Origin of the sequence: Phycicoccus sp. Root563 (assembly GCF_001427915.1) — a bacterium.
In the GTDB taxonomy this organism is placed as follows: domain Bacteria; phylum Actinomycetota; class Actinomycetes; order Actinomycetales; family Dermatophilaceae; genus Pedococcus.
In genome coordinates this window covers 3,086,304-3,111,614 of sequence record NZ_LMGM01000001.1, presented here as the reverse complement: position 1 = coordinate 3,111,614, position 25,311 = coordinate 3,086,304, and the positions used below count along the sequence as shown (strand labels likewise).

The 25,311-nt window shown below is 72.1% G+C and carries 27 protein-coding genes and 1 tRNA gene; 12 read left to right on the top strand and 16 right to left on the bottom strand.

Annotation, left to right across the window (positions count from 1 at the left end; translation table 11 throughout):
• Positions 1–453 precede the first annotated feature (453 nt).
• A complete protein-coding gene (locus ASD62_RS14820; RefSeq protein WP_056916611.1) occupies positions 454–1,215 on the bottom strand; it encodes an isoprenyl transferase in 762 nt (253 codons plus the stop codon).
• Positions 1,216–1,306: 91 nt separating this feature from the next.
• Between ASD62_RS14820 and ASD62_RS14815 the strand changes: the two genes are divergently transcribed.
• Positions 1,307–2,134: a thioesterase family protein gene (locus ASD62_RS14815; RefSeq protein ID WP_082580847.1), complete on the top strand. Its 828-nt coding sequence runs from the start codon at positions 1,307–1,309 to the stop codon at positions 2,132–2,134.
• Positions 2,135–2,167: 33 nt separating this feature from the next.
• Positions 2,168–2,866, top strand: coding sequence for a hemolysin III family protein (locus ASD62_RS14810; RefSeq protein ID WP_056916610.1), 699 nt, complete (start codon positions 2,168–2,170; stop codon positions 2,864–2,866).
• 15 nt (positions 2,867–2,881) lie between these two features.
• On the opposite strand, the gene ASD62_RS14805 is transcribed toward ASD62_RS14810, so the two are convergent.
• The gene (locus ASD62_RS14805; RefSeq protein ID WP_056916609.1) at positions 2,882–3,175 is read right to left on the bottom strand and encodes a hypothetical protein; all 294 of its coding nucleotides are present in this window, start codon (positions 3,173–3,175) and stop codon (positions 2,882–2,884) included.
• Positions 3,172–4,110 carry a mycothiol conjugate amidase Mca gene (gene mca / locus ASD62_RS14800; protein ID WP_056917421.1) on the bottom strand — a complete coding sequence of 313 codons (939 nt, stop codon included), beginning with the start codon at positions 4,108–4,110 and terminating at the stop codon, positions 3,172–3,174. Before mca ends, ASD62_RS14805 begins: the two co-directional genes overlap by 4 nt.
• 94 nt (positions 4,111–4,204) lie before the next feature.
• Here mca and ASD62_RS14795 point away from each other — a divergent pair, with 94 nt between their 5' ends.
• Together ASD62_RS14795 and greA are read left to right on the top strand one after the other, a co-directional pair.
• Positions 4,205–4,582 carry a DUF4307 domain-containing protein gene (locus tag ASD62_RS14795; RefSeq protein WP_056916608.1) on the top strand — a complete coding sequence of 126 codons (378 nt, stop codon included), beginning with the start codon at positions 4,205–4,207 and terminating at the stop codon, positions 4,580–4,582.
• A gap of 210 nt (positions 4,583–4,792) precedes the next feature.
• Complete coding sequence (greA, locus tag ASD62_RS14790) at positions 4,793–5,287, top strand: transcription elongation factor GreA (RefSeq protein WP_056916607.1); 495 nt, start codon at positions 4,793–4,795, stop codon at positions 5,285–5,287.
• An 83-nt stretch (positions 5,288–5,370) separates the two neighbouring features.
• Here greA and ilvA read toward each other — a convergent pair whose 3' ends face one another.
• Positions 5,371–6,594 (bottom strand): threonine ammonia-lyase, encoded by a 1,224-nt coding sequence (gene ilvA, locus ASD62_RS14785; RefSeq protein ID WP_056916606.1) that lies wholly within the window; start codon positions 6,592–6,594, stop codon positions 5,371–5,373.
• A 192-nt stretch (positions 6,595–6,786) separates the two neighbouring features.
• Here ilvA and ASD62_RS14780 point away from each other — a divergent pair, with 192 nt between their 5' ends.
• Positions 6,787–8,160, top strand: coding sequence for a ferric reductase-like transmembrane domain-containing protein (locus ASD62_RS14780; protein WP_056916605.1), 1,374 nt, complete (start codon positions 6,787–6,789; stop codon positions 8,158–8,160).
• A gap of 90 nt (positions 8,161–8,250) precedes the next feature.
• On the opposite strand, the gene ASD62_RS14775 is transcribed toward ASD62_RS14780, so the two are convergent.
• From ASD62_RS14775 to ASD62_RS14760, 4 genes are read right to left on the bottom strand one after another with little or no spacing between them, the layout of a single operon-like run.
• Positions 8,251–9,567 (bottom strand): glutamate mutase L, encoded by a 1,317-nt coding sequence (locus ASD62_RS14775; RefSeq protein ID WP_056916604.1) that lies wholly within the window; start codon positions 9,565–9,567, stop codon positions 8,251–8,253.
• 13 nt (positions 9,568–9,580) lie between these two features.
• Positions 9,581–10,777 carry a cystathionine gamma-synthase gene (locus ASD62_RS14770; protein ID WP_056916603.1) on the bottom strand — a complete coding sequence of 399 codons (1,197 nt, stop codon included), beginning with the start codon at positions 10,775–10,777 and terminating at the stop codon, positions 9,581–9,583.
• Between the two features lie 31 nt (positions 10,778–10,808).
• A complete protein-coding gene (locus tag ASD62_RS14765) occupies positions 10,809–11,276 on the bottom strand; it encodes an MOSC domain-containing protein (protein WP_056916602.1) in 468 nt (155 codons plus the stop codon).
• A 32-nt stretch (positions 11,277–11,308) separates the two neighbouring features.
• A complete protein-coding gene (locus tag ASD62_RS14760) occupies positions 11,309–12,316 on the bottom strand; it encodes a GNAT family N-acetyltransferase (protein WP_056916601.1) in 1,008 nt (335 codons plus the stop codon).
• A gap of 92 nt (positions 12,317–12,408) precedes the next feature.
• Between ASD62_RS14760 and msrA the strand changes: the two genes are divergently transcribed.
• Both msrA and ASD62_RS14750 read left to right on the top strand, forming a co-directional pair.
• Complete coding sequence (gene msrA, locus ASD62_RS14755; protein ID WP_369818823.1) at positions 12,409–13,125, top strand: peptide-methionine (S)-S-oxide reductase MsrA; 717 nt, start codon at positions 12,409–12,411, stop codon at positions 13,123–13,125.
• A 140-nt stretch (positions 13,126–13,265) separates the two neighbouring features.
• The gene (locus ASD62_RS14750; RefSeq protein ID WP_056916599.1) at positions 13,266–13,754 is read left to right on the top strand and encodes a GNAT family N-acetyltransferase; all 489 of its coding nucleotides are present in this window, start codon (positions 13,266–13,268) and stop codon (positions 13,752–13,754) included.
• Here ASD62_RS14750 and ASD62_RS14745 read toward each other — a convergent pair.
• On the bottom strand, positions 13,678–14,196 hold the full coding sequence (locus ASD62_RS14745; protein ID WP_056916598.1) for a DUF1992 domain-containing protein: 519 nt from the start codon (positions 14,194–14,196) through the stop codon (positions 13,678–13,680). The two genes, ASD62_RS14750 and ASD62_RS14745, sit on opposite strands and share 77 nt — an antisense overlap.
• Before the next feature lie 69 nt (positions 14,197–14,265).
• Here ASD62_RS14745 and ASD62_RS14740 point away from each other — a divergent pair, with 69 nt between their 5' ends.
• On the top strand, positions 14,266–15,156 hold the full coding sequence (locus ASD62_RS14740) for a cobalamin-binding protein (RefSeq protein WP_056916597.1): 891 nt from the start codon (positions 14,266–14,268) through the stop codon (positions 15,154–15,156).
• A gap of 25 nt (positions 15,157–15,181) precedes the next feature.
• Here the strand turns inward: ASD62_RS14740 and ASD62_RS14735 are convergent, their stop codons facing one another.
• Positions 15,182–16,558 (bottom strand): cystathionine beta-synthase, encoded by a 1,377-nt coding sequence (locus ASD62_RS14735; protein WP_056916596.1) that lies wholly within the window; start codon positions 16,556–16,558, stop codon positions 15,182–15,184.
• A gap of 118 nt (positions 16,559–16,676) precedes the next feature.
• Here ASD62_RS14735 and ASD62_RS14730 point away from each other — a divergent pair, with 118 nt between their 5' ends.
• Together ASD62_RS14730 and ASD62_RS14725 are read left to right on the top strand one after the other, a co-directional pair.
• Positions 16,677–17,837, top strand: a complete 1,161-nt coding sequence (locus ASD62_RS14730; RefSeq protein WP_082580846.1) for an SGNH/GDSL hydrolase family protein — start codon at positions 16,677–16,679, stop codon at positions 17,835–17,837.
• 44 nt (positions 17,838–17,881) lie between these two features.
• Positions 17,882–19,105 carry an acetyl-CoA C-acetyltransferase gene (locus ASD62_RS14725; protein WP_056916595.1) on the top strand — a complete coding sequence of 408 codons (1,224 nt, stop codon included), beginning with the start codon at positions 17,882–17,884 and terminating at the stop codon, positions 19,103–19,105.
• On the opposite strand, the gene ASD62_RS20810 is transcribed toward ASD62_RS14725, so the two are convergent.
• Both ASD62_RS20810 and ASD62_RS14720 read right to left on the bottom strand, forming a co-directional pair.
• The gene (locus tag ASD62_RS20810; protein ID WP_235530720.1) at positions 19,098–19,274 is read right to left on the bottom strand and encodes a hypothetical protein; all 177 of its coding nucleotides are present in this window, start codon (positions 19,272–19,274) and stop codon (positions 19,098–19,100) included. The two genes, ASD62_RS14725 and ASD62_RS20810, sit on opposite strands and share 8 nt — an antisense overlap.
• A gap of 117 nt (positions 19,275–19,391) precedes the next feature.
• The gene (locus tag ASD62_RS14720) at positions 19,392–20,246 is read right to left on the bottom strand and encodes a Bax inhibitor-1/YccA family protein (protein WP_056916594.1); all 855 of its coding nucleotides are present in this window, start codon (positions 20,244–20,246) and stop codon (positions 19,392–19,394) included.
• A gap of 165 nt (positions 20,247–20,411) precedes the next feature.
• Between ASD62_RS14720 and ASD62_RS14715 the strand changes: the two genes are divergently transcribed.
• Complete coding sequence (locus ASD62_RS14715; RefSeq protein WP_056916593.1) at positions 20,412–21,530, top strand: endonuclease/exonuclease/phosphatase family protein; 1,119 nt, start codon at positions 20,412–20,414, stop codon at positions 21,528–21,530.
• Positions 21,531–21,568: 38 nt separating this feature from the next.
• Here the strand turns inward: ASD62_RS14715 and ASD62_RS14710 are convergent.
• From ASD62_RS14710 to ASD62_RS14700, 3 genes are all read right to left on the bottom strand, one after another.
• Positions 21,569–21,646 (bottom strand) — tRNA-Leu (locus ASD62_RS14710).
• A gap of 19 nt (positions 21,647–21,665) precedes the next feature.
• Entirely contained in the window at positions 21,666–22,499 is an 834-nt protein-coding gene (locus ASD62_RS14705) for an SDR family oxidoreductase (protein WP_056916592.1), read from the bottom strand.
• Positions 22,492–23,982 (bottom strand): NAD(P)/FAD-dependent oxidoreductase, encoded by a 1,491-nt coding sequence (locus tag ASD62_RS14700; protein ID WP_056916591.1) that lies wholly within the window; start codon positions 23,980–23,982, stop codon positions 22,492–22,494. Before ASD62_RS14700 ends, ASD62_RS14705 begins: the two co-directional genes overlap by 8 nt.
• 52 nt (positions 23,983–24,034) lie before the next feature.
• Here ASD62_RS14700 and ASD62_RS14695 point away from each other — a divergent pair, with 52 nt between their 5' ends.
• Positions 24,035–24,706 carry a TetR/AcrR family transcriptional regulator gene (locus ASD62_RS14695; RefSeq protein WP_235529107.1) on the top strand — a complete coding sequence of 224 codons (672 nt, stop codon included), beginning with the start codon at positions 24,035–24,037 and terminating at the stop codon, positions 24,704–24,706.
• 25 nt (positions 24,707–24,731) lie between these two features.
• Here the strand turns inward: ASD62_RS14695 and ASD62_RS14690 are convergent.
• Positions 24,732–25,311 (bottom strand): MCE family protein (locus tag ASD62_RS14690; RefSeq protein WP_200956894.1); only part of this gene is annotated, 580 nt, incomplete at its 5' end.

Genomic DNA, 25,311 nt, shown 5'->3' with positions numbered 1-25,311 from the left:
GAAGGCCGGCGTTCGACCCTTGCTCCGGCGCTTCAGTGCGGGAGCGACGCGCGGTGCGGCCGAGGTGGCGGTCGCAGCGCTGGCCGAGGTGGTTGCGGAGCTGGTCGAGGTGCGACGGGTGGTGTCGTGGTTCGAGGCCAATGTCTCTCCTTGGCACAGCGCGCGCTTCGGCGCGGTGCGCCTACTCGCGAACGAGGTGCCGGGACCAGGCCAACCCACCACGGTGGGGCCGGTTCCGACCCTCCGCCCGGAGCTGGATCTGCTCCATAGGTTGGCCTCCCCGAACGCGGAACGGGTGCTCCGCGTCACTGCCGACGGTACGACTCACCCGACCCCGGGGAAGGAAGGCTCGCGGCGTGTCACGCAGAGTTAACCCGTTGGTCGGAGGACGTCCTCCGACGTTGTGCCGACACCCTCGCCGCACCCCCTGAGCGGGTATGGCGCGCCGCCGGCTCAGCCGCCGAAGCGCCGGTTCCGCTCGGAGTACGCGCGCAGGGCACGGAGGAAGTCGACGTGCCGGAAGTCGGGCCAGTAGGCCTCGCAGAAGTAGAACTCGCTGTGCGCGCTCTGCCACAGCAGGAACCCGGACAGCCGCTGCTCCCCCGACGTGCGGATCACCAGGTCCGGGTCTGGCTGGCCCTTGGTGTAGAGGTGCTCGGCGATGTGCTCGACCTGCAGCGTCTCGGCGAGCTCCTCGATGGTCGTGCCGCTCGCCGCGTGGGAGGTGAGCATCGAGCGCACGGCGTCGGTGATCTCCTGCCGCCCGCCGTAGCCGACGGCGACGTTGACCGTCATGCCGTCGACGTCCTCGGTCAGGTCGGCGCTCTCCTTGAGCCGCCGGGCCGTCTCGGCCGGCAGCAGGTCCAGCGAGCCCACCGGGTTGAGCCGCCAGCGCCTGGTCTCGGCGAGGTCGGAGACGGTGTTCTCGATGATCGACAGCAGCGGGACCACCTCGGCGGCGGGACGGCTGAGGTTGTCGGTCGACAGCAGCCAGAGCGTCACGACCTCGACGCGTGCCTCCTCGCACCAGTCGAGGAAGTTCGCGATGTTGTCTGCCCCGGCCTGGTGGCCCTCCTTGGTCCCGTGCCCGCGGGCCTTGGCCCAGCGCCGGTTGCCGTCGAGCATGACCCCGACGTGGCGCGGGAGCGACTCACGCTGCAGGCGACGGCTCAGTCGTCGCTCGTACGCGGCGTACAGGAGGTCGGACAACGCCACGGTCACTCCTTCGCAGGCTCGCAGGACGGACGTCCGTGCACCGCACCACGCTACCCCTGTCCCCGGGGGCGGGTGGGGCAGGATGCCTGCCATGTCCCCGCCGTCCGACGACCGCTCCGCCGACTCCTTCTACTCCCTGGACGACAGCGGCCCGGGGAGCAGCACGGTGACCTCCAGCCGCCACACGGCGGGGCCGTGGTCGCCGGACGCCCAGCACGGTGGACCGCCGATGGCGCTGATGGCCCGCGAGGCCGGGCGGCTGGGCGGCGAGGAGCGGGTCGTGTCCCGCGTGACCTGCGACCTGCTCGGCCCGGTGCCGGTCGGGCGCCTGCGGGCCAGCGCCGAGGTGGTGCGACCCGGCCGCTCGGTGGAGCTCGTCGAGGTGCGCCTCACCGACCTGGCCGGCGACCGGGACGTCGCCCGCGCCGCCCTGTGGCTGGTCCCGAGGTCCGAGGACGGGCCCCGGGTGGGCCTGCCGGCGACGCCTCCCGGGCCCGCCGCGGGCCACGAGCACCCGGTGCCGCCGGGCTGGCACCGGGGCTACCTCGACGCCGTCGAGTGGCGCTGGGTCGAGGGGGCGCTCGGCGAGGCCGGGCCGGCGACGGTGTGGATGCGCCCGAGGATGGGGCTGCTGCCCGGCGAGGAGCTGTCAGCGCTGCAGCGGATGCTCGTCTGCGTGGACTCGGGCTCCGGCGTGAGCGCCGCGCTGGACATCACCCGGTGGCAGTTCATGAACACCGAGCTGACCGCCCACGTCGTCCGCGAGGCGTCGGGTCCGTGGATCGGGATGCGTGCCGCGACCACCATCGCCGGGGGCGCCGCGGGGCTCGCCCGGGCCGAGGTCTTCGACGAGCACGGCTTCGTCGGACAAAGCACGCAAAGCCTCCTGGTGAGGCCGACGCCACAACCTACGACTTAGTAACCTACGCGACCGTAGGTTACGATGGGGTGCATGACAACGGCACCCGCCCCCCGCTCCGAGCAGGGACCTGTCGAGTCGGTCGTCGCTGCGGTCAAGCCGCACCTGCGCGGCTGGCTGCACGCCGGCATGGTCCCCCTGGCGGTCGCCGCCGGGATCGTGCTCATCGCCCTGGCGCCGACGACCTCCGGCCGGGTCGCCGCCGTGGTCTTCTCGATCTCCGCGTGGCTGCTCTTCGGCACTTCTGCCGTCTACCACCGCGGCAACTGGTCACCCCGCGTGGCCGGTGTGCTGAAGCGGATGGACCACTCCAACATCTTCCTCATCATCGCGGGCACCTACACGCCCTTCGCCCTGATCCTGCCTCCGGCGCAGGCGAAGACGATGTTGCTCATCGTGTGGATCGGCGCCGTCGCAGGCGTGCTGTTCCGGGTGTTCTGGGTCGGCGCCCCGCGCTGGCTCTACACACCGGTGTACGTCGCCCTGGGCTGGGTGGCCGTGTTCTACCTCGGCCCGTTGCTGCACTTCGGCGGCCCGGCGATCGTGACCCTCATCGCCGTCGGCGGCCTGCTCTACACGGCGGGCGCGCTCGTCTACGGCATCAAGCGGCCGAACCCCTCACCGCGCTGGTTCGGGTTCCACGAGATCTTCCACGCGCTGACGGTGGCCGCCTTCGCGGTCCACTACATCGCCGCGTCGATGACCGTCTACGGCATGCACGCCTCGGCCTGACGGCCGGGCGCTCGACTACTGCTGCGGCTCGGCGGACGGGGACTCCCCGGACGCCGGGCCGTTCGCACGACCGGCGTCACCCTCGGCCCCCTGGCCGCCCTGGGTCGGGGTCGAGCCCTTGCCCTTGCGCTCCCGGTCTGCGGCGCGCTCCTGCTCGGCCTCGCGGGCCAGCTCCTCGGAGCGGTAGGACATCCGGCGCATCCGGGCGTTCATGTTGCGCATGAGCAGGTAGAGCGCCAACCCCAGCAGGAAGAACGCGAAGAAGCCCCAGAGACCGGGTGACACCAGCGAGGACGGGGCGCCGTTCACAGCGTCGACTCCTTGCGTCCGTCGTACACGAACTCGAGGCCGGACTGGGTCGCGAGCGCGTCACCGGCGGCGGCGTCGGGAATGCCGGCGAACAGGTCGTCCTCACCCTCGGCGATCGGCAGGTACGACAGGGCTGCCTCGTACTCCTCCGTCGGCCACACCTTCGCCTGCACGTCGCGCGGCACCTTGAACCAGGCGCCGTCCGGGTCGATCTGCGTCGCGTGGGCGAGCAGGGCCTGGTCGCGCTGGTCGAAGTGGTCGGAGCAGTGGATCCGCGTGGTGACCACCCGCTCGGGCCGGTCCTCCCAGCGCTCGAGCCACTCGGCATACGGGCTCTCCTCGCCCAGGGCGGTGAGGGCCTCGTGGAAGGCGATGATGCGCGCCTTGGAGAAGCCCTGGTTGTAGTAGAGCTTCAGCGGCTGCCACGGCTCGCCCGCGTGCGGGTATGCCGTGGGGTCGCCGGCGGCGAGGAAGGCCGCCATGGAGACGGTGTGAGTCATGATGTGGTCCGGGTGGGGGTAGCCACCGTTCTCGTCGTACGTCGTGACGACGTGCGGGCGGAACCGGCGGATCTCGCGCACGAGCGCCTCGGTGGTGACCTCGAGGGGCTCGAGGGCGAAGCAGCCGTCCGGCAGCGGCGGCAGCGGGTCTCCCTCGGGCAGCCCGGAGTCGACGAACCCGAGCCACGTGTGCTGGACCCCGAGGATCTCCTGCGCCCGCTTCATCTCGTCGCGCCGGACCTGGGCGAGGTCGCGCAGGATGTGGGCGTCGTCCTTGAGGTTGGGGTTGAGCACGTCGCCGCGCTCGCCACCCGTGCACGAGACGACGAGGACGTCGGCGCCCTGCGCCACGTACTTCGCCATCGTCGCCGCACCCTTGCTCGACTCGTCGTCGGGGTGCGCGTGCACCGCCATGAGCCGCAACCGGTCAGCCACCTGCACAACCTCACTCGTCCATCGAAGACAATGGGACCGCGGGTCGGTCGACTCCGCGTCCGTCGGACATCCTCTCACCCGTGGAAGGCCCACCATGCCGCTCCCCCGCCCAGCCCCCGGCACCGGACGCTGGTGGGTGGTCGGCATCGTCGGCTGCACCATCGGGGTCGCCCTCGCCACGTGGTGGGGCTTGGCGAGCAGCCTGGGCCGGGTGACCTACACGGACACGGGCTACAAGGTGCTCGACAACCGCAGCGTGCGGGTGGAGTTCGACGTGCACCGTCCGGACGGCCAGGCCGTCACCTGCCGCCTCAAGGCTCTCGACACGACGTTCGGCGTGGTCGGGGTCCTCGACGTCGACGTCCCCGCGTCGTCGGAGCGCTCGGTCCACCGCGTGGCCGTCGTCCGCACCGCCTCGATGGCCGTCACCGGGGTCGTCGACCGCTGCGACCCCGTGGGCCAGGGCCGCTGACCTGCGGGATCGCCGTCTCACGGTGTCCACGACGGGCCTGCGACCGCCGTCGTGAATGGACCGGCTTGCCGCGCGCGGGGTACCCTTGTCCTTTCACCGAAGCGGTCTGGGCCTGACCACGTGAACGTGTGCGGCCCGGACCTTTCTGCGTATCACCCCTCCCTGACGACGCGACCGCGTCACGTCGGGGACCCGATCAAGGAGTACACCGTGAGCGAGACCGCGACCCCCACCGCGAGCTACCTGACCCAGGAGGCCTTCGACCGTCTGAAGGCCGAGCTGGACCAGCTCTCCGGCGAAGGCCGTACGGAGATCGCCAAGAAGATCGAGGCGGCCCGCGACGAGGGCGACCTCAAGGAGAACGGCGGCTACCACGCGGCGAAGGAGGAGCAGGGCAAGATGGAGGCCCGCATCCGCCAGCTGACCCAGCTGCTCGACAACGCGACCGTGGGCACCAAGCCCGCCGACGACGGCGTCGTCGAGCCCGGCATGGTCGTGACCGTGGAGATGTTCGGCGACGACATCACCTTCCTGCTCGGCTCGCGCGAGATCGCCGAGGGCACCGACCTCGAGGTCTACAGCGAGAAGTCGCCGCTCGGCGCCGCCATCAACGGCAAGCAGATCGGCGAGAAGGCGACCTACCAGGCGCCCAACGGCAAGAAGATCGAGGTCACCATCAAGGCCGCCAAGCCCCACGTGCCCTGATCCCGAGCTGCACACAGCGAAGGGCCGCACCCGGTGGGTGCGGCCCTTCGTCGTCCGGGTCGGCCGGGTCCCCGGCCGACGCGTCAGCCGAACTTCAGCTGGTAGCCCTTGCCCCGCAACGTGCGCAGCACCTCTTCGCAGTGCTGCTGGCCGCGGGTCTCGAGCTGCAGGCCGATCTCGACCTCGTCGACCGTGATGGTGGTGCCGGTCCGGATGTGCTCGACCTCGAGGACGTTCGCGTCGACCGCGGCGCAGTCGGCGAGCAGCCTCGCGAGGTGACCGGGCCGGTCGGAGACCCGCACCCGGAACTGGAGGTAGCGGCCGGCCGCGGCCATGCCGTGCCGGATGATCCGCAGCAGCAGGATCGGGTCGATGTTGCCGCCTGACAGGACCGCCACCACCGGGCCGTCGACGTGCTGGCCCGCACGCGACAGCAGGTGGGCGACCGCAGCCGCTCCGGCGGGCTCGACGACGAGCTTGGCGCGCTCGAGCACGAACAGCAGGGCCCGCGACAGCTCCTCCTCGGTCACCGTCTCCATGCCGTCGACGAGCTCGCGCACCAGCGCGTAGGGCACGTCCCCGGGCATGCCGACGGCGATGCCGTCGGCCATCGTCTGCATGTTCTCGAACGCCACCGGCTTCCCCGCGGCCAACGACAACGGGTAGGCCGCGGCCTGCTCCGCCTGGACCCCGATGATCCGCACGTCGGGGCGGGCTGCCTTCACCGCCACCGAGATCCCGGCGAGCAGTCCCCCGCCCCCGGTGCTGACGACGATCGTCTTCACGTCGGGGCACTGGTCGAGGATCTCCAGCCCCGCCGTGCCCTGCCCTGCGACGATGTCGTGGTGGTCGAACGGGTGGATGAGGACCGCACCGGTCTCGGCCTCCCACTCACGGGCCTTGAGGAGGCACTCGTCGATGGTCGTCCCCACCTGCTCGATGGTCGCCCCGTAGGCGCGCGTCGCGATGAGCTTCGGCATGGGGGCGCCGTGCGGCATGTAGACCTTGACGTCGATGCCGAGCAGCTGGCCGGCCAGGGCCACGCCCTGGGCGTGGTTCCCGGCGCTGGCGGCCACGACACCGCGGGCCTTCTCCTCGTCGCTGAGCCGCGCCATCCGGGTGTAGGCACCCCGGATCTTGAAGGACCCGGCACGTTGGAGGTTCTCGCACTTGAGGAAGACCTCGGAGCCGACCCGCTCGGACAGCGCCCGGCTGTACTCGAGGGGCGTGGGGCGGACGACTCCGCTGAGCAGGTCCTGCGCAGCGCGGACGTCGTCGAGGGTGACGGACAGCAACGGTGATGCCATGGGCGCAGGCTATCGCCCGCCGGGGCCGTCCCCGGACGGCCATGGCCGGGTCTCCCCGGCCGCGGCGGCGCGGTCCGGTGCGGCGACTGGGGGCGGTGGCTTGAGGTCTGCTTAGGGTCCTCTTGAGGACGCTCGGCGCCGGCCGGTCCTACAGTCCAGTCGTCGTCTCCCCCCCACGACCAAGGAGCCCTCGTGGCCTTCTCGATCCGGGGTGGCCGACGTCCGGGTACCTGGAGGGGTGGCGCCACTCGACGCCGGCTTGCCCCCACGCTCTGGCTGCTCGTCATCGCCGCTGCGCTGGCCGTCCCGTGGTGGATCCTGCTGACCGTCCAGCGGGCGGAGGAGCAGGGGTCCTGGCGGGTGCTGTCGCTCGCGACCGCGCTGGCCGCGACCTCCCTGCTGGCTGCGGCGTTCGTCCTGCCCTCGCGGCTGCGCGCGCTCACCTCGCACCTGGGTGTGGAGCGGCTGCTGCGGCAGCACCGGGCCCTGGCGTTGGTCGCCGTCGCCCTCGTCGCCGCGCACGTGGTGTTCGTCCTCGCGCACTCCGACGAGGGCCTGGGCGTGTTCGACCTCCGCACCGCCCCGCCCCGGGTGTGGGCGGCGAGCGTGGCCACGATCGCGCTGCTCGCCATGGTGGGGCTGGCGATCAGCCGCCGCTCGCGCAGCCCGCGCTACGAGGGGTGGCGCCTCGTGCACGTCCTGCTCGCCAACACGGTCGTGCTCGCCACGACCCTTCACGTCGTGTGGCTGCAGGACCTCACCCGCCACGACCTCGGGCGGATCTGGTTCGAGGGGCTGGGCACGCTGATGCTCGCCGTCATCGTCTACCGGTGGGTCTGGCGACCGATGCGGGCCAGGCGGAACGCTTACGTCGTGGACCAGGTCGTCGACGGACCCGGGGCGACCTCGGTCGTCCTGCACGCGTCGGGCCACACGGGGGTGCCCTTCCGGCCGGGCCAGTTCGCCTGGCTCAAGATCGGCGCCTCCCCGTTCGTGTTCGAGGAGCACCCCTTCACCATCGCCTCCGCGGCCACCGAGCCGTGGCGCAAGGAGTTCGCGATCAAGCCGCTCGGCGACTTCACCGAGATCCTCGCCGGCCTGCGTCCCGGCCGTCGCGTCTACCTCGACGGACCGCACGGCTCCTTCACCCTCGACGGCCTGCGCTCCTCGGCCTTCGTCTTCATCGCCGGCGGCGTCGGGGTCACCCCGATGCTCAGCATGCTCCGGACGCTCGCCGATCGCGGCGACCGGCGCAGGGCCGTGCTCATCGTGGCCGGGCGGACGGCGGACGACCTGCTGCACCGGGCCGACCACGAGCACCTCGACGCGCGGCTGGACCTGCACGTCGTCGAGATCCTCGAGGAGCCACCGCAGGACTGGCGCGGCGAGGTCGGGTGGCTCACCGAGGCGGTGCTGCACGCAGCCATCCCGCAGCAGCGCGTGCCCGGCAGGGTCGACTTCTTCATCTGCGGGCCGGCGCCCATGGTGGCCGCGACGGTCCGCATCCTCGACGACCTCGGCGTCGCCTCACGTCGCGTCCACACCGAGCTCTTCGACGTGGTGTGACGTCCCCCGACAGGATCGGGGCGATCGGCTCCCCCTGCGCCGGTCGCCCCGATCCGCTCTCCACGCGGGACGGGGCCCGTGGCAGGTCGGTCAGGTCGGCGTGACGACGGTGCGCGCGAGCGCCTTCGCGGCCTCCGGGTGGTCACCGCGCAGCAGTCCCACGGCGAACAACAGGTATGCCGCGTCCGTCACCACCGCCGCCTCCCGCGGAACCTTCCAGCCCCCGGCATGGTCGGCCGTGACGGCCCCCAGGACCTCGGCCCGACCCTCGTCGTCGGCATGGCGCAGGACACCGCCCGACCCGACGACGACGCCCACGTCGGCCAGCGGCCGTGGGCTGGCACCCGGGCCCGAGGGCCGCGCGTGCCGACGCACGGCGACCACGGCGGCCGCCCGGGCCAGGGCCAGGTCGAGCGCACGCTCGGTGTCGTCGACCGGAAGGTGCGACGGGTCGGCCGCGACCATCGCGGCATACGCCTCGAGGCCGTCGCCGAGCGGCAGGTGCTCTCGCGTGGCCGCCTCGACGATGCCCACGGCGTTCCAGCGCATGCCGAGGTCGGCCTCGACCGTGCGCGACTGCCACAGGGGTGCCACGACGTCCTTGGCCAGTCCCGCGTCCTCGCCCTGCGGGCGCAGCGCGGAGTAGACGTCCGTCGTGGCGCCACCGACGTCGACGACCATCACGTCGCCGTCGAGCTGTTCCGCGAGCACCTCCACCCCGTCGAGGACGGCGTCGGGAGTGGGCGCCTGCACCATCTGGGCGAACTCCGGTCCGCGCGACAGGCCCTTGCCCCCGATCACGTGCTCGAGGAAGGCCGCCCGGATGGCGGCACGCGCCGACTCGGGGGCGATGACGCCGATGGAGGGGAGCACGTTGTCGGCGAGGGTGAAGCGGCGTCCGGTCGACGACAGGACCTCGGCGACCTCACCTTGCGCGTCCCGGTTGCCCGCCACGACCACGGGCGCTCCCAGGCGGGCACGCGCCATACGGGAGGCGTTGTGCACCAACACCTCTGCGTTGCCACCGTCGGTGCCCCCGACGAGCAGGACCAGGTCGGGACGCGACGCCCGCAGCTCGGCGAGGTCGGGGCCGGACAGGGGCCCGGCGGCGAGGTGCGCCACTCGCGCCCCCGCGCTGAGGCCGACCCGGTACCCAGCCTGCGCGGTCACCTCGCGCTCGTACCCCACGACCGCGAGGCGCAGGCCTCCCCCGGCGCTCGAGCAGGCGAGGACCTCGTCGACCTCGCCGTGGACGGCGAGCTCGTGACGCAGCAGGCGGTAGCCGTCGAGGACGTCGGTGCCGATGGTCGTCGGCGTGGCAGCGGTGGCGACGACCTCGCCGGAGGAGTCGACGAGCGCGGCCTTGGTGAACGTCGAGCCGAAGTCGACGCAGAGGAGCCGCGCCACGGTCGCCGGTCGCTCAGCCGAGGCGGTCGAGGGCCTGCTTGAGGTCCTCGATGAGGTCCTCGACGTCCTCGATGCCGGTGGACAGGCGGATGAGGTCGGCCGGCACCTCGAGCTCGGTGCCGCGCACCGAGCTGTGGGTCATCCGGGCCGGGTGCTCGATGAGGGACTCGACGCCTCCGAGGGACTCGCCCAACGTCCAGACCTGCGTCTCGCCGCAGACCTTGACCGCGACGTCCTCGCCACCGCGCACCTGGAACGAGATCATCCCGCCGAACCGCTTCATCTGGCGGGCCGCGACCTCGTGGCCCGGGTGGCTCTCGAGACCGGGGTAGTGCACGGCGCTCACGGCGGGGTGGCCGAGCAGGAACTCGACGACGCGCTCGGCGTTGTCGCTGTGGCGCTCCATGCGCAGGGCCAACGTCTTCAGACCGCGGAGCACGAGCCACGCGTCGAACGGGCCGGCCACCGCACCCAGCGAGTTCTGGTGGAACGCAACGCGATCCACAGTGTCCTCGTACCCGGCGACCGTGATCCCGCGGCCGACGACGACCGCACCACCGACGACGTCGGAGTGCCCGCCGCAGTACTTGGTGGTCGAGTGCGTGACGATGTCGGCACCCAGTGACAGCGGCTGCTGGAGGTAGGGCGAGGCGAAGGTGTTGTCGACGACCAGCAGCGCCCCGGCCTCGTGCGCGACGTCCGCGAGCGCGGCGATGTCGGCGATGCCGAGCAGCGGGTTCGTGGGGGTCTCGACCCAGACGATCTTCGTCTGCCCGGGTCGGATCGCGGCCCGGACCGCCTCGACGTCACCCATGGGCGCGATCGTGTGCTCGACGCCCCACGGGACGAGGACCTTGTTGAACAGGCGGTACGTGCCGCCGTACGCGTCGCTGGGGACGACGACGTGGTCCCCGGGGGTGAGCAGGGCACGCAGGACGGTGTCCTGACCGGCCAGCCCCGAGGCGAACGCGAAGCCGCGCTCGCCACCCTCGAGGGCGGCGAAGCACTCCTCGAGCGCGGTGCGGGTGGGGTTCGCCGAGCGGCTGTACTCGTAGCCGCCGCGGAAGCCGCCGATGCCGTCCTGCTTGTAGGTCGACACCTGGTAGATGGGGGTGATCACCGCACCGGTGCCGGCGTCCGGCTCCTGGCCCGCATGGATCGCGCGGGTGGAGAAACCGCCCGCGTCCTTGCCGTGCTGCTGCTCGCTCATGGCGGCAAGGCTAACGGCTCGGTCGCCGCGCTCAGCCGTCGGTGTCGAGGACCTCCACCGCGTCCCCCAGCCGGATGGTGCCCGACTCGAGGATGCGGAAGACCGCCCCTCCCCGGGCGTGCAGCGCCCGCATCGCGCCGGGGCCGATGTGGTCGTCCATGAGGCGGCAGGGCGCGGCGAGGCGCACCACCTCCAGGAGGGTGTCACCGACCCGCACCCGGGTGCCCGGCCTCGTGGGGACCGGGCCGACGGAGATGGTGACGTTCCGCCGCGTCGAGCCCGCCGGCACCGGCGCCCCGAGGTCGGCAGCGGCCGCATCGAGGTCGGGCTGCGCCTGCACGGTGACGTGCCGGTGGCGCGTGCCGTGGTAGCGGTCCCCGACCAGCCCCCTGCCCGCCTCGGCCTCGACCTGCTGGACGGGCTTGGTCGGCAGGCGGGTGCCCGGGGCGAGGTGGATCGCCGTCACCACGGCCGGGGCGGAGGGGGTCTCGGCGGTCATGCGTCCAGTCTCCCCCGTGTCCTCCGTCGGCCTCACAGCACCTTCTGCCACTCCCTCAGCCAGGCGTCCTGCACGTACCCGACCTCGCGGTTCACCGCGAGCATCGGGAGGTTGTCGTCGGCGTTCCAGGTGCGGATCCCGCTCACGCCGGGGAGCTCGTCCATCACGGCGAGCGTGCAGGCCGCCTTGAGGCGCAGGCCGAGACCGTGGCCGCGGTGCCCACGGACGACGAGGGTGTCCTGCTGGTAGGCCAGACCGTTCCGGTCGACCTGCACCTGGGTGTAGCCGACCAGCTCACCGGTGGAACGATGCACGGCGAACGTGTCCACCACCCGGCGTCCCATCGCGGCGATCTGCGCGTACGTCGACCGCACGCGGTCGGCGTCCCACACCTCTTCCTCGAGCCGCAGGTCACCGAGGGGGACGTCGGTGCTCATCCGCCGGCTCAGCTCCGCACGCCCCTCCAGCCACTCCTGCGGTATGCCGTCCCAGCAGGTCCGCATCCGGTACCCGTCCGCCCCGTCCCCGGCGAGGACGGCCTGCAACCGGTCACGGTCAGCGGGCAGGGGCAGGGTGTTGCGCCGCACCGTCTGCGCGGCGGCATACCCGTGGCTCGCGGCGAAGGCTCCCCCGTCGTCCTCGCGTCCCATGCCCCACTGCGTCTCGGCGGTGATGACCGAGCGCCCCGCCCGCACGGCCTCGGCCTCGGCGGTGGCGAGCAGCCGCGAACCGATCCCGGCGCGACGGTGGCCCGGTGAGACGGCGAGGTCGACGTCGGCGGTGTCGAGGTTGTCGTGCAGCGGCATGGCCAGCGTGGCGGCACCGACGACGGTGTTCCCGACGATGGCAGCCCACGCGAGCCGCCGACGCTCGGTGCTGCGCAGCAGCTCACGCCGCTCCTCGAGGCCCCAGCTCGAGTGGGCCTCACCGAGGGCGTCCCGGCTCGCGTCCTCGTAGACAACGGCCCAGGCACGGAACACACCGTCCTGGGCGGGGTCCTCGGCGTCGACGCGCAGCACCCGGACGTCGGTGGAGGTCATCCCCCCAGCCTGCCGCCTCCCTGTCCCCGTCCGCCACCACGGTGCGAGCGGGATGGAACAGCCGCGTGCAGGTCCGCGTTGAACGGAGCGTGATATTCGGATCGCGAGCCAAGACCACGCTGCCCACCGCGGAGAGCGCCCTCACGGGCCGCTCCACGCGCCCGTTCCACCTCGACGGAACCCATACCGTCCTCAAGACCCCGCTCGAGGGCCCGTGGCCGGACGGCACCGAGGTGCTCTACATCGGCATGGGCTGCTTCTGGGGTGCCGAGCGCATCTTCTGGCGCCAGCCCGGCGTCGTGACGACGGCCGCCGGCTACATGGGCGGGTTCACTCCCAACCCCACGTACGAAGAGAGCTGCACCGGCCAGACGGGCCACACCGAGGCGGTCCTCGTGGCCTACGACCCGGAGCAGACCACCCCCGAGCTGCTGCTCAAGGAGTTCTGGGAGAACCACGACCCGACCCAGGGCAACCGGCAGGGCAACGACATCGGCACCGCCTACCGCTCTGCCATCTACTGGACCACCCCGGACCAGCAGCGGGCCGCGGAGGCGACGCGCGACGCGTTCCAGAAGGTGCTCACGGACCACGGCTACAAGACCATCACGACCGAGCTGCGGTCGGCGCAGGACGCCGGCCCGTTCTGGTACGCCGAGGACTACCACCAGCAGTACCTCGACAAGAACCCCGGTGGCTACTGCAACCACGGCCCCAACGGGATGACCTGCCCCGTCGGCCTGGTCAAGCAGGACCAGCTGCCCTCGCAGGAGAGCGTGCTGCGGGTCAACGACTCCTCCGGCAGCTGAGGCGCCCCGGAGCCCCCGGGCCCAGGGCACCCTGCGCTCCACCCCGCCACCACTACGGCACTGATCGCGCTGCGCGATCAGTGCCGTAGTGCCGACACATGCCGGGGAGCGCTGCGGCCGCATCGGCCTAGGCTGCTGCGGTGCTGATCCGCGACGCCCGACCTGACGACCTCGCCGCCTTCGCCCCGATCTTCCGCCAGGTGGTCGACGACGGCGAGACCTACGCCTACCCCGAGGGCCTCACCGACGACGAGATCCGCGGACTGTGGTTCGAGCGGCCACCGGGCCGTACCGTCGTGGCCGTCGACGACGCCGGCACGGTGCTCGGCAGCGCCAAGATGGGACCGAACCGCCCCGGGCGCGGGGCCCACGTGGCGACGGCGAGCTTCATGGTCGGCGCGGCTGCAAGGGGCCACGGCGTGGGTCGGGCGCTCGGCGAGGAGATGCTGCGCTGGGCGGGAGAGCAGGGCTACGCCGCAGTGCAGTTCAACGCCGTCGTGGAGAGCAACACCGCTGCCGTCGCCCTGTGGAAGGACCTCGGGTTCGAGGTCCTCACGACAGTCCCAGCAGCCTTCGAATCCAGGAGCCACGGCCGCGTCGGCCTGCACGTGATGCATCGCCTGCTGTGACGGCCGCGGCCTCCTGGGCAGCACGCACCGCCTGCTGACGACGTTCCTCGCGCAGGACCCGCCAGCGCTCCACGAGCTCGTCCACGTCGACGATCCGTGCCCAGACGGGTGACCGCGGCCCGACACCCGGACGCAGGCGGTCCTCGCGGACACGGTGGTTGTAGTCGGCGAGGACGGCGCGCACGCTCTCCTCGGTGCGCAGGTCCAGCAGCGACTCCGGGAACCCAGCGGCCTCCTTGCGCAGCGCCATCGACGGCGACATCGCCCCCGACAGGTCGAGGTTCTCGCGCTCGACCAGGCCCTTGACCCACCAGTCAGGGTCCTCCACCTCCGGGTTGCCGAGGCTGCGCAGCGGCTTCCCGGCGCCGGGCAGGTTGTCGAACTCCCCGCGCTCCTGCGCCTCCCGGATCGCCTTCTCCACCGGCGACTCCCACCGATCCACGTTTCGACCCTAACCCGGCCCGTGGCGGCGACGCACGCCCGACGGCACCGCTGCCCGTAGGGTCTGAGCATGCGCATCGTGTCCCTCCTGCCGTCGACGACCGAGATCCTGTTCGCGGTCGGCGCGGGACCCCAGGTGGTCGGGGTGACCTTCGAGTGCGACACCCCTGCCGAGGCGCGCGAGCGCACCATCGTGTCGACCACCGCGATCCCGGAGGGGTTGCCACCACACGAGATCGACGCCTTCGTGAGCCGGGCGATGGCCGCCGGGGAGGACCTCTACCACCTCGACTCTGGTGCCCTGTCGTCCCTCGACGCCGACCTCGTCGTCACCCAGGACCTGTGCGCGGTGTGCGCCGTGGACGTGTCGGTCGTGGACGACGCCCTCGCCTACCTCGGCTGCCGTGCCGAGGTCCTCACCATCGACCCGCACAGCCTCGACGAGGTGCTCGCCTCGGTGCTCACGCTGGGCCGGGCCAGTGGCCGGCCCGATGCCGCAACCGAGCTCGTGCGTGGTCTCCGGGCGCGGCTGGCCACCGTGCAGGAGTCCGTCTCCGGTGCGCCACGGCCGCGCGCGCTGGTCCTGGAGTGGACCGACCCGGCCTTCGCCCCGGGGCACTGGGTGCCCGAGATGGTGACCGTCGCCGGGGGCACCAACGCGCTCGGCGACGCCGGGGAGAAGTCCGTGCGGGTCACGTGGGAGGCCGTGCGTGCCAGCGCCCCCGAGGTCGTCGTCTGCGCGCCCTGCGGCTACGACCTCGAGGGGGCGACCGAGCTCGCCCACGCCGCGATCGCCTCCGGCGAGCTGCCGAGCGACGCACCCGTCTGGGCGGTGGATGCGAACGCGAGCTTCGCCCGCCCCGGGCCTCGCCTCGTCGACGGCGTCGAGGCGCTGGCCGGGATCCTGCACCCCGAGCTCGCGCCACCGCCGCGCGCCGACATGGCGCGCCGCCTGCGCTGAGGTCCGAGGCCCTGGGGCCGGACGGTCAGCCGACGAGGGAGATGAGCAGGTCGGCGCGGGTCAGCACCCCGACCGGCTTGCCGTCCTCGACCACCATGATCGCGTCCGACTTCTCGAGCTCGTGCCGGGCGACCGACACCGGCTCGCCCGCGCCGACGAGCGGCAGCGAGGGCTCCATGTGCTTCTCGACCGGGTCGGTCAGGTGGGCCGAACCGTTGAACAGCGCCTCGAGCAGGGCGCGCTCGCTCACCGAACCAGCGACCTCCCCCGCCATGACGGGGGGCTCGGCACCGACGACGGGCATCTGCGACACCGAGTACTCGTGCAGGATCTCGATGGCGTCGCGGACGGTCTCGGTCGGGTGGGTGTGCACGAGGGCGGGCAGGTCGCCGGCCTTCTGGTGCAGCACCTCGCCGACGGTGGCCTGCCCCGCGCTGCGCATGAACCCGTAGGAGTTCATCCAGTCGTCGTTGAAGATCTTCGACATGTAGCCACGACCGCTGTCGGGCAGCAGCACCACCATGACCGCATCGGCCGGGAGGTCCTTGGCCGCACGCAGGGCCGCGACGACCGCCATGCCGCAGGAGCCACCGACGAGCAGGCCCTCCTCCTTGGCGAGGCGGCGGGTCATCTCGAACGAGTCAGCGTCGCTCACGGCGATCACGTCGTCGACCACCGACGGGTCGTACGCGGTCGGCCAGAAGTCCTCGCCGACACCCTCGACCAGGTAGGGGCGGCCGGTGCCGCCGGAGTAGACCGAACCCTCCGGGTCGGCGCCGATGACCCGCACGCGCCCGCCATCGCGGTCGGCCGAGGCCTCACGCAGGTAGCGGCCGGTGCCGGTGATGGTGCCGCCCGTGCCCACGCCGGCCACGAAGTGCGTGATGCGGCCGTCGGTGTCGTTCCAGATCTCGGGCCCGGTCGACTCGTAGTGCGAGGCGGGACCGTTCTGGTTGGCGTACTGGTTCGGCTTCCACGCACCCTCGATCTCGCGGACGAGGCGGTCGGAGGTCTCGTAGTAGGAGTCGGGGTGGTCGGGGGCCACGGCCGTCGGGCACACCACGACCTCGGCGCCATACGCCTTGAGCACGTCGCGCTTGTCCTGGCTCACCTTGTCGGGGCACACGAACACGCACTTGTAGCCCTTGCGCTGCGCGACGAGGGCCAGCCCGACACCGGTGTTGCCCGAGGTCGGCTCGACGATGGTGCCGCCGGGCTTGAGCTCGCCGGACGCCTCCGCGGCCTCGATCATCTTCAGCGCGATGCGGTCCTTCACGGACCCGCCGGGGTTGAGGTACTCGACCTTCGCGAGAATGGTGGCCGAGATGCCCTCGGTGACCGAGTTGAGCTTGACCAGGGGCGTGTTCCCGACGAGGTCGGCGATGTGCTCTGCGTACTTCACCGCCTCATCCTCTCAGACGGTTGAGGGAGGCCGGACCACGCCTCGTGGGGCACCCTGAGGTCAGGCACGACGTTGGTGAGGGACAGTCGGTGAGGTCGACGGAGCGAGGAGGGCAGTGATGGGTCGGGCACGCAGGGCACGCAGGATCGCCGCCACCGCGGCATACGGCGGTGGCGGGCTCGCAGCAGGGATCGGCGCCCTCGGCGCGCTCGGCTACGGCGTCCTCAAGGTCGAGGCCCGGATCGCCCGACGGCTCGTCGGCCAGCCCTTCGACGGCGCACCCGACGACAACGGCACGTATGGCGCGGGGTTCGGCGAGCCGGTCGAGCTCATCGTGCTCGGCGACTCCTCCGCGGCGGGGATGGGCGCCGACACCCCCCACCAGACCGTCGGGGCGATCATCGCCAACGGCGTCTCGGCCCTCACCGGCCGCCCGGTACGCCTCACCAACACTGCCGTCGTCGGCTCCGAGTCGTCGGGGCTGGAGCTGCAGCTCGCCAACGCGCTCGACCGGGTCCCCCGACCCCACGTCGCCGTCATCATGATCGGCGCCAACGACGTCACCCACCGGATCGACAAGGCCATCGCGGTGCGCCACCTCGAGACGGTGGTGCGCTCGCTGCGCACGCTCGGTACCGAGGTCGTCGTCGGCACCTGCCCGGACCTCGGCACCATCGAGCCGATCCCCCAGCCGCTGCGCCTCATCGGCCGCCGCTGGTCGCGCGACCTCGCCGCCGCCCAGACCGTCGCGGTGGTCGAGGCCGGCGGGCGGACCGTGTCCCTCGGCGACCTGCTGGGGCCGGAGTTCTACGAGCGCCCCAAGGAGATGTTCAGCGCCGACCGCTTCCACCCGTCCCCGGCCGGGTACGCCCGCGCCGCGGCCGCCCTCCTGCCCAGCGTGTACGCCGCGCTCGGCGTGTGGTCCGGGGAGGGCGACGACGACCGGCTGCCCGACTCCCGGCGCGGCGAGGGCGTCGGCCCCGTCGCCGTCGCGGCCACATATGCCGTGCGCGACCCCGGCACGGAGGTGAGCGCCACCCAGATCGCCGGCCAGGCCCGGGGCCCGCGTGGTCGCTGGGCCAAGCTGCTGCGACGCCCGCACGACCCCGTCCCCGACCGCCAGGACGACAGCCCCTCCCCCGACGGCACCCCGACCGGGACCGGCGACGTGCCGCCGTCGGGCGACGCGCCGTCCCCTGACGCGCCCGGCGAGAGCAAGGCCACACCGGGTGACCCGCGCCCGGACCAGGCCCCACGGCATACCATCGAGGCTGACTAAGCGACCGCTCACCCGGCGGTCGCCCTCGACGAGGAGGAACCCCCGTGACCGAAGCCGTCATCGTCTCCACCGCCCGCACGCCGATCGGCCGGGCGTTCAAGGGCTCGCTCAAGGAGATCCGCCCCGACGACCTGTCGGTGCAGGTCATCCGTGCCGCGCTGGCCAAGATCCCCGAGCTCGACCCGACCCTGGTCGAGGACCTCTACTGGGGCTGCGCCGAGCCGTCCGGCCGCCACGGCTCCAACATGGCGCGCGTCATCTCCGTGCTCGCCGGGTTCGACGGCCTGCCGGGCTCGACGATCAACCGCTTCTGCGCCTCCTCGGTGCAGACGACCCGCATGGCCTACCACGCGATCAAGGCCGGCGAGGGCGACATCTTCCTCTCCGGTGGCGTCGAGTGCGTCTCGCAGTACACCAACTGGGCCGGCGCGGGCGGCTCGGCGGGCGACGACCAGAACCCCGCGTTCAAGCCCGCGCAGGAGCGCAGCGAAGCCATCGCGAAGTCGAACGAGACCTGGACCGACCCCCGCGAGCAGGGCCTCGTCCCCGACGTCTACCTGTCCATGGGCCAGACCGCCGAGAACGTCGCGACCCTCAAGGGCATCAGCCGGGAGCGCCAGGACGAGTGGGGCGTCTCGTCGCAGAACCGTGCGGAGAAGGCCATCGCCGACGGGTTCTTCGAGCGCGAGATCGCCCCGGTCACGCTGCCCGACGGCACCGTCGTCAGCAAGGACGACGGCCCCCGCGCCGGCGTCACGCTCGAGGCGCTGCAGGGACTCAACCCGGTGTTCCGCGAGCAGGGCACCATCACGGCCGGCAACTGCTGCCCCCTCAACGACGGCGCCGCGGCGGTGGTCGTCATGAGCGACACCAGGGCCGCCGAGCTGGGGCTCACCCCCCTCGCCCGCGTCGTGTCGACCGGCGTCTCCGGCCTCTCGCCCGAGATCATGGGCCTCGGCCCCGTCGAGGCCTCGCGCCAGGCGCTGGCCCGGGCCGGCATGACCATCGGGGACATGGACCTCTACGAGATCAACGAGGCGTTCGCCGCGCAGGTGCTGCCCTCGGCGGACGAGCTGGGCATGGACTTCGACAAGCTCAACGTCCACGGTGGGGCCATCGCCCTCGGCCACCCGTTCGGGTCCACCGGCGCCCGCATTACGACGACCCTGCTCAACGGGTTGTCCGCGCGTGACGGCCAGTTCGGCCTCGAGACGATGTGCGTCGGTGGCGGCCAGGGCATGGCCATCATCTACGAGCGCCTCAGCTGAGGTCCGCCAGGAGGCCCCGGAGCCGCGACGACAGGTCGTCGGCTCCGGGGTCTCCTGCTGCGCAGGCATCGTGGACGAGGACGGTCAGCTGGTCCATCAGGGCGCCGGGTCCGAGGTCGGGCAGCAGCGGGGCGTCGTCACCCGCGAGCTCGTCGAGCAGGGCCCGCACCGTCGGGACACAACGAAGCGCGTGGTCCAACGGCAGCTGATGCCACCGTCGGACCACGCGCTGGAGCTGTGTCGAGACCTCCTGCGGGACAGGTGATCTCGGGGGCACAGGCGAATGCTAGTTGTTGCGCAGGCGACCGAGCAGCCGCAGGATCTCGAGGTACAGCCACACGAGCGTCACGATGAGGCCGTGCGCGAGCAGCCACGAGTACTTCTCCGGCGCACCGGCCGCGATGGCGCGGTCGATCGAGTCGAAGTCGACGGCCAGCATGGCGGAGGCGAGGCCGATGGCGAACAGCGAGATGCCGATGCCGAGCGGGCCGGAGCCGCCGATGCCGAACGCGGTGTTGGTGACGAGGGCGTAGACGAGGTTGATCAGCGCGAAGATCGCGTAGCCGATGACCGCCATGGTGACGATGCGGCGGAACTTCTCGGTGACCTTGATGATGCCGGTCTTGTAGGCGAGCAGCATGCCGGCGAAGACGGACAGGGTCGCGATGACCGCCTGCGGCACGATGCCCTGGAAGAAGGTCTGGCCGACCTCGAGGGGAAAACGCGCGGCGTAGTAGCGGGAGACTGAACCGACGAGCAGGCCCTCGAACACGGCATACGCCACGATCAGCGGCACGCTGATCGTCTTCTTGAACGCGATGACGAGGCCGAGCACGAGGGTCGCGGCGATCCCCCCGAACATGAAGGCGACGCCGAGCTGCGGGGTGAGCTGCCACGCGATGGCGCCCACCACGACCACGATCGCGAACAGGCCGGTGGTCTTCATGACGACGTCGTCGATGGTGAGGCGGCGCATCTGCGCCGGGCCGGCGGCCGGCTGGTTGTAGAGGTCCTGCAGCTGCTGGGGCGTCATCGGGCCCGCGCCCGCGGGGGCGCTCGGCTGCTGGGGCGCGCGGCCGAAGCCTGCGTAGCCCTGACGGGATTCCTTCTCGATCCGGTCGAACACCGGGTTGCTGGCCATGCGTTGCTCCTTGAGGGGCGTCGTGCGGCCCTGCGGTCGGCCGCTCACCCCAGACTACGCGTGGGACCCACCCCAGAGTTCCCGTGCAACGCCACCTGTGGGTGCGCCGGAGATTTCACCTGCCGGGTATGGCGCCGCGCGGCCGGCGCGGAGGACGCTGGAGGTGTGCGGATCGCGAGCTTCAACGTGGAGAACCTCTTCGATCGAGCCAGGCTCCTGGGCGGCGACGACTGGTCGACGCACCGCACCCTGCTGGAGAAGTACGCGCGCCTGACCCGGCTGCTGCAGCGGCCGACGTACACCGCGGACGACAAGGCGCTCATCGCCCTGCTGCTCGTCGACCTCGGCCTCGAGAAGTCCGACTCGGGGACCTACGTCACTCTCCGGCAGAACCGCGGACGGCTGCTCAGCCGGCCTCGCGCCGGCGGACTCACGGTGGTCGCCGAGGGACGCCGCGACTGGGTCGGCTGGCTGGAGCTGCGGACCCAGGCCGTCACCGAGCTCGCGACCCACCACACCGCGCTGGTGGTGCACGACCTGGCCGCGGACGTGCTGGGCGTGGTCGAGGCGGAGAGCCGCATCGCCCTGCAACGCTTCAACGTCGACCTGCTGCGCCCCGTCAGCGACCGCATCTACGGCCACGTCATGCTCATCGACGGCAACGACGACCGGGGCATCGACGTCGGCATCATGACGCGCGGGGACCACCCGATCGAAGGCATCGTCAGCCACGTCGACGACGCCGACCTCGCAGGCCCGATCTTCGGGCGGGACTGCCCGGAGTACTCCGTCAGCCTGCCCGGCGGTGGGCGGCTCCTCGTCCTGGTCAACCACTTCAAGTCCAAGGGGTACGGCAAGGCATCGGAGTCGGACACCCGCCGACGTCGGCAGGCCGAGCGCGTGGCGGAGATCTACCGGCAGCGACGGGCCGAGGGACACGAGCACGTGGTCGTCCTCGGCGACCTCAACGACTTCCCGGGCTCGGCTCCCCTGGCACCCCTGCTCGTCGGCACGTCGAGCGCTCCGTCGGACCTCAGGGACGTCTCGGCGCACCCCTCGTTCGACGACGGCGGCTACCCCGGCACGTACACGACCGGTCGGACGGCCAACAAGATCGACTACATCCTGTGCTCGCCGGCCGTCTTCACGTCGATCACGGCCGGTGGCATCTTCCGCAAGGGCGTCTGGACCGCCTCACGGCGCTGGGAGATGTACCCGACCCTGACCCGCGAGCAGGACGCCGCATCGGACCACGCGGCGCTGTGGGTGGACGTCGACCTCTGAGCGACCTCTGGGCCACGCGGCGCACGGGGTTGGTGCACTGGTGCCCCCGACGGGGGTCGAACCCGCACCTGTGGCGATTTTAAGTCGCCTGCCTCTGCCAGTTGGGCCACGGGGGCGGGCCCAGTATGCCGCGGCTCAGCGCCCCCGGGACGCGAGTCGCCGGGCGCCGCTGGCCTGCAGCTGGATGACCGCCCGCGTCACGACCGGGACGTACCGCAGGCCGCGCCACGTCACGTGCGCCATGGCCCCGACCGGGATGACGGCCTTGTTGGCCGCGAGCCCGTCGACGCCACGCCTGGCCGTGAGCTCGGCCGTGAGGAACCGCGGCTGGAGCATCCTGACCCGCGACCGGACGCTGCTGCCGCCGAAGCTCGCCGGCGCCTCGTACATCGAGTCGAGCAGCGGGGTGTCGACGAAACCGGGGCAGAGCACGCTGACCTGGATGCCCAGCGACGCGGCCTCGGCACGCAGGGCCGTCGAGAGCCCGACCACGGCGTGCTTGGTCGTCGTGTACGGCAGCATCGACGGTGCCGGGATGAGGCCGGCCAGTGAGGCGGTGTTGAGGATGTGGCCGCTGCGCTGCACGCGCATCACCTCGTAGGCCGCCGTGACGCCGTTGATGACGCCGCGCAGGTTGACGTCGATGGCCTTGTCCCAGTGCCGCTGGTCGAGCTCCTCGAGGAGGCCGCCCAGGCCGATGCCGGCGTTGTTGACCATCACGTCGAGGCGGCCGTGCTCGGCGACGACGTCCTGCACGACCTGCCGGACGGCGGCCGCGTCGGCCACGTCCAGGGCGACGGCGGAGCACCACGGACCGAGCTCGGCGGCCGTCGCCTCGGCTCCCGCGAGGTCGAGGTCGGCCAGCACGACGTGGCTGCCCCGACCGACGAGCTCCGCGGCGATGGCCTTGCCGATGCCGGAGGCGCCTCCGGTGACGATGCTGACCTTGGGCTGGAACGGCTTACGCATCAAGGGATTCCTTCGTGGGACGTCGGGCGGTTTCTGCTCTGACCGGCTCGAACACGGAGTCGTCCATCGTCCGTGTGCGCCACCAGTAGGCGATGGTCGAGCCGGGCCAGAGCGCGGTGTTGTGGCCGAACCGGTCGAGGTACCAGCTCTTGCAGCCGGTCGCCCAGACGGTGTGGCGCGACCTGCGGCGCATCTCCTCGGTGAAGGCGTCCTGCGCGGCCTCGGTCGTCACGCGCGCACCGCGATGGGCACGGTCGAGTCCCTGCAGGATGTAGCGGCTCGCGAACTCGGTCATCATGACGACCGAGCTGTGGCCGAGCCCGGTGTTGGGCCCGAGCAGGAGGTAGAGCTCGGGGAACCCGGCGACGGTGATGCCGAGGTGGCTGTGCGCGCCCTGCGACCACGCCTCGTCGAGGGTGCGACCCCCGAGCCCACGGATGCCCATGCGGTCGTAGCTGCCGGTGAGCGAGAACCCGGTGCCGAGGACGATCGCGTCCACCTCGTGCCGGGCTCCGCCCGCGGTGACGACCGCCTGCGGCTCGATCCGCTCGATGGGGTCGGTCACGAGGGTGACGTCGTCGCGGTCGAAGGCCGGCCAGTAGGTGCTGGAGAGCAGGATCCGCTTGCAGCCCAACGTGTAGTCGGGGGTGAGGGCGGCCCGGACCTGCGGGTCGCGCACCGACTTCGCGAGCTCCCGTCGCGCGATGCGCTCGGCCACCCGGGCGATGACGGGGAACCGCACGAACAACGGCGCCTGCGCCTCCATCCGCCAGTACGTGAGCCAGCGCACCGCCCGCTGCAGACCCGGGTGCCGACGGAAGGCCGTCTTGCGCCGGGCGCTCCACGGCAGGTCGCGCTTGGGGAGGGTCCACGCCGGGGTGCGCTGGAACACCGTGGTGTGCCCTGCCCGTGGCGCGAGCTCGGGCACGAGCTGCACGGAGCTGGCACCGGTGCCGACGACCGCGACGCGTCGGCCGTCCAGGTCGTCGCGCTCGGGCCACTGCGCCGTGTGCATGACCGCACCGGCGAAGTCGTCCAGGCCGGGGATGTCGGGACGGGCAGGCTCGTGCAGGGCACCGACCCCGAGGACGAGGGCGTCCGCGGTCCAGCGTCGCCCGTCCGCCGCGGTCAGCGCCCAGTGCTCCCGCTCTGTGTCGTACTCGGCCGCCACGAGGTCGGCGCCGAAGGTAATCCGGTCGCGCAGGCCGTACCGGTCGGCGACCCCGCGCAGGTAGCCCCAGATCTCGTCGGCCGTCGCGTAGTCGCGGCTCCAGTCCGGCTTCTGGTCGAAGGAGAAGCTGTACAGGCGGGACGGCACGTCGCAGGCACAGCCCGGGTAGCGGTTGTCGCGCCAGGTGCCGCCCACGTCGTCCGCCCGCTCGAGGACGGCGAAGTCCTCGCCGCGCTGGGCGAGCCGGACCGCCATACCGAGCCCTGAGAATCCGGTGCCGACGATGACGACCCGGTGGTGGGGAGTGGCCATGAAGGCAACTTACCATCAGTAAGTTACCGGCGGTAGCGGTAGGCTTCGGGGCGTGCCCACGTCCACCTCCTCCCGTCGAGCCCCCGCCTCTCGCACCGGGACCTCCGCACGGCCCACCCGGGTCCGGATGCCGCGCGCCCAGCGCGAGGAGCAGATCCTCACGGTCGCCGAGCTCGTGTTCGCCGAGAACGGCTACTCCGCGACGACCATGGAGGACATCGCCGAGCGGGTCGGGGTCACCAAACCCCTGATCTACGAGTACTTCGGGTCCAAGGAGGGGCTGCTGTCGGCGTGCATCACCCGGGCCCGCACCCAGCTGCGCGAGGCGACCGAGTCCGCGTGGGAGTCCGTCGGCCCGACGGCCTCGCTCGAGGAGGTCTTCCGCGCCGGCATCCACGCGTTCTTCACCTTCATCGACGGCCACGCGACCGCGTTCGTGCTCATCCAGCAGGAGGGCGCCGTCGCCTCCCAGGCGAGCCCGCTCATCGAGTCCATCCGCGAGCAGCAGTCCGCGGCGACCGTGGCGGCCTTCCGGGCCGCCCCCTCCCTCGCGGGCGTCCCCGAGACCCTGCTCGAGGGGTATGCCGAGGTGGTCATCGGTGCGTGCGAGCGGCTGGCCGTGTGGCGGACCACCCGGCCCGACGTCGGGGTCGAGGACGCCACGGACATCGTCGTCTCGAGCGTGTGGGGCGGCCTGGCGGCCCTGGTGCCGTCGGCCGGGTGAGCCGGTCAGCAGCCGTTCGAGCCGGTCAGCGGCCGGGTGACTGCGAGACGGTCGTCCCGCGCAGCATGGGTCCTGCGAGCAACGTCGTGATGGCGGACGGCGCGCGCCCCGGGTCCAGCAGGGCACCCACGACGGCCTGCTCCTGGGTGGTGCCGGCCAGCCCTGCGTCGGGATCGGCCACCGCCGCCCCCGACGGACCGGCGAACATCGACGGCAGGGCGGAGAACGACGGGTTGGAGGGGTAACCACCCACGTTGTCGGTGCCGTCGTCGAACTTCTTCCCCGGCACGGGACGGGCCTGGGACGTCCTCGGGTGCGGCAGGAGCCCACAGCTCGCCGGCCGGTGCTCGCCCCAGCGCGGCTCCTCCCCTGGGGTGTACCCCGGACGCTGCGGCGCGACCTCCACCGTGATGTGGAACTGCGAGTCCCGGAACGCCTCGTCGATCCGCGGACGCCAGTCCACGAGGGCCTGCGTGAAGCACGGGTACTGCGGCGAGTACTTCGCCAGCACCGCCAACGTCGGCCGCTGCACCTGCCCCACCTGGATGATCCGACCCCCGTTCGCCTCCAGGAAGTCCGACGCCTCGTTCGCGAACCCCGCCGTC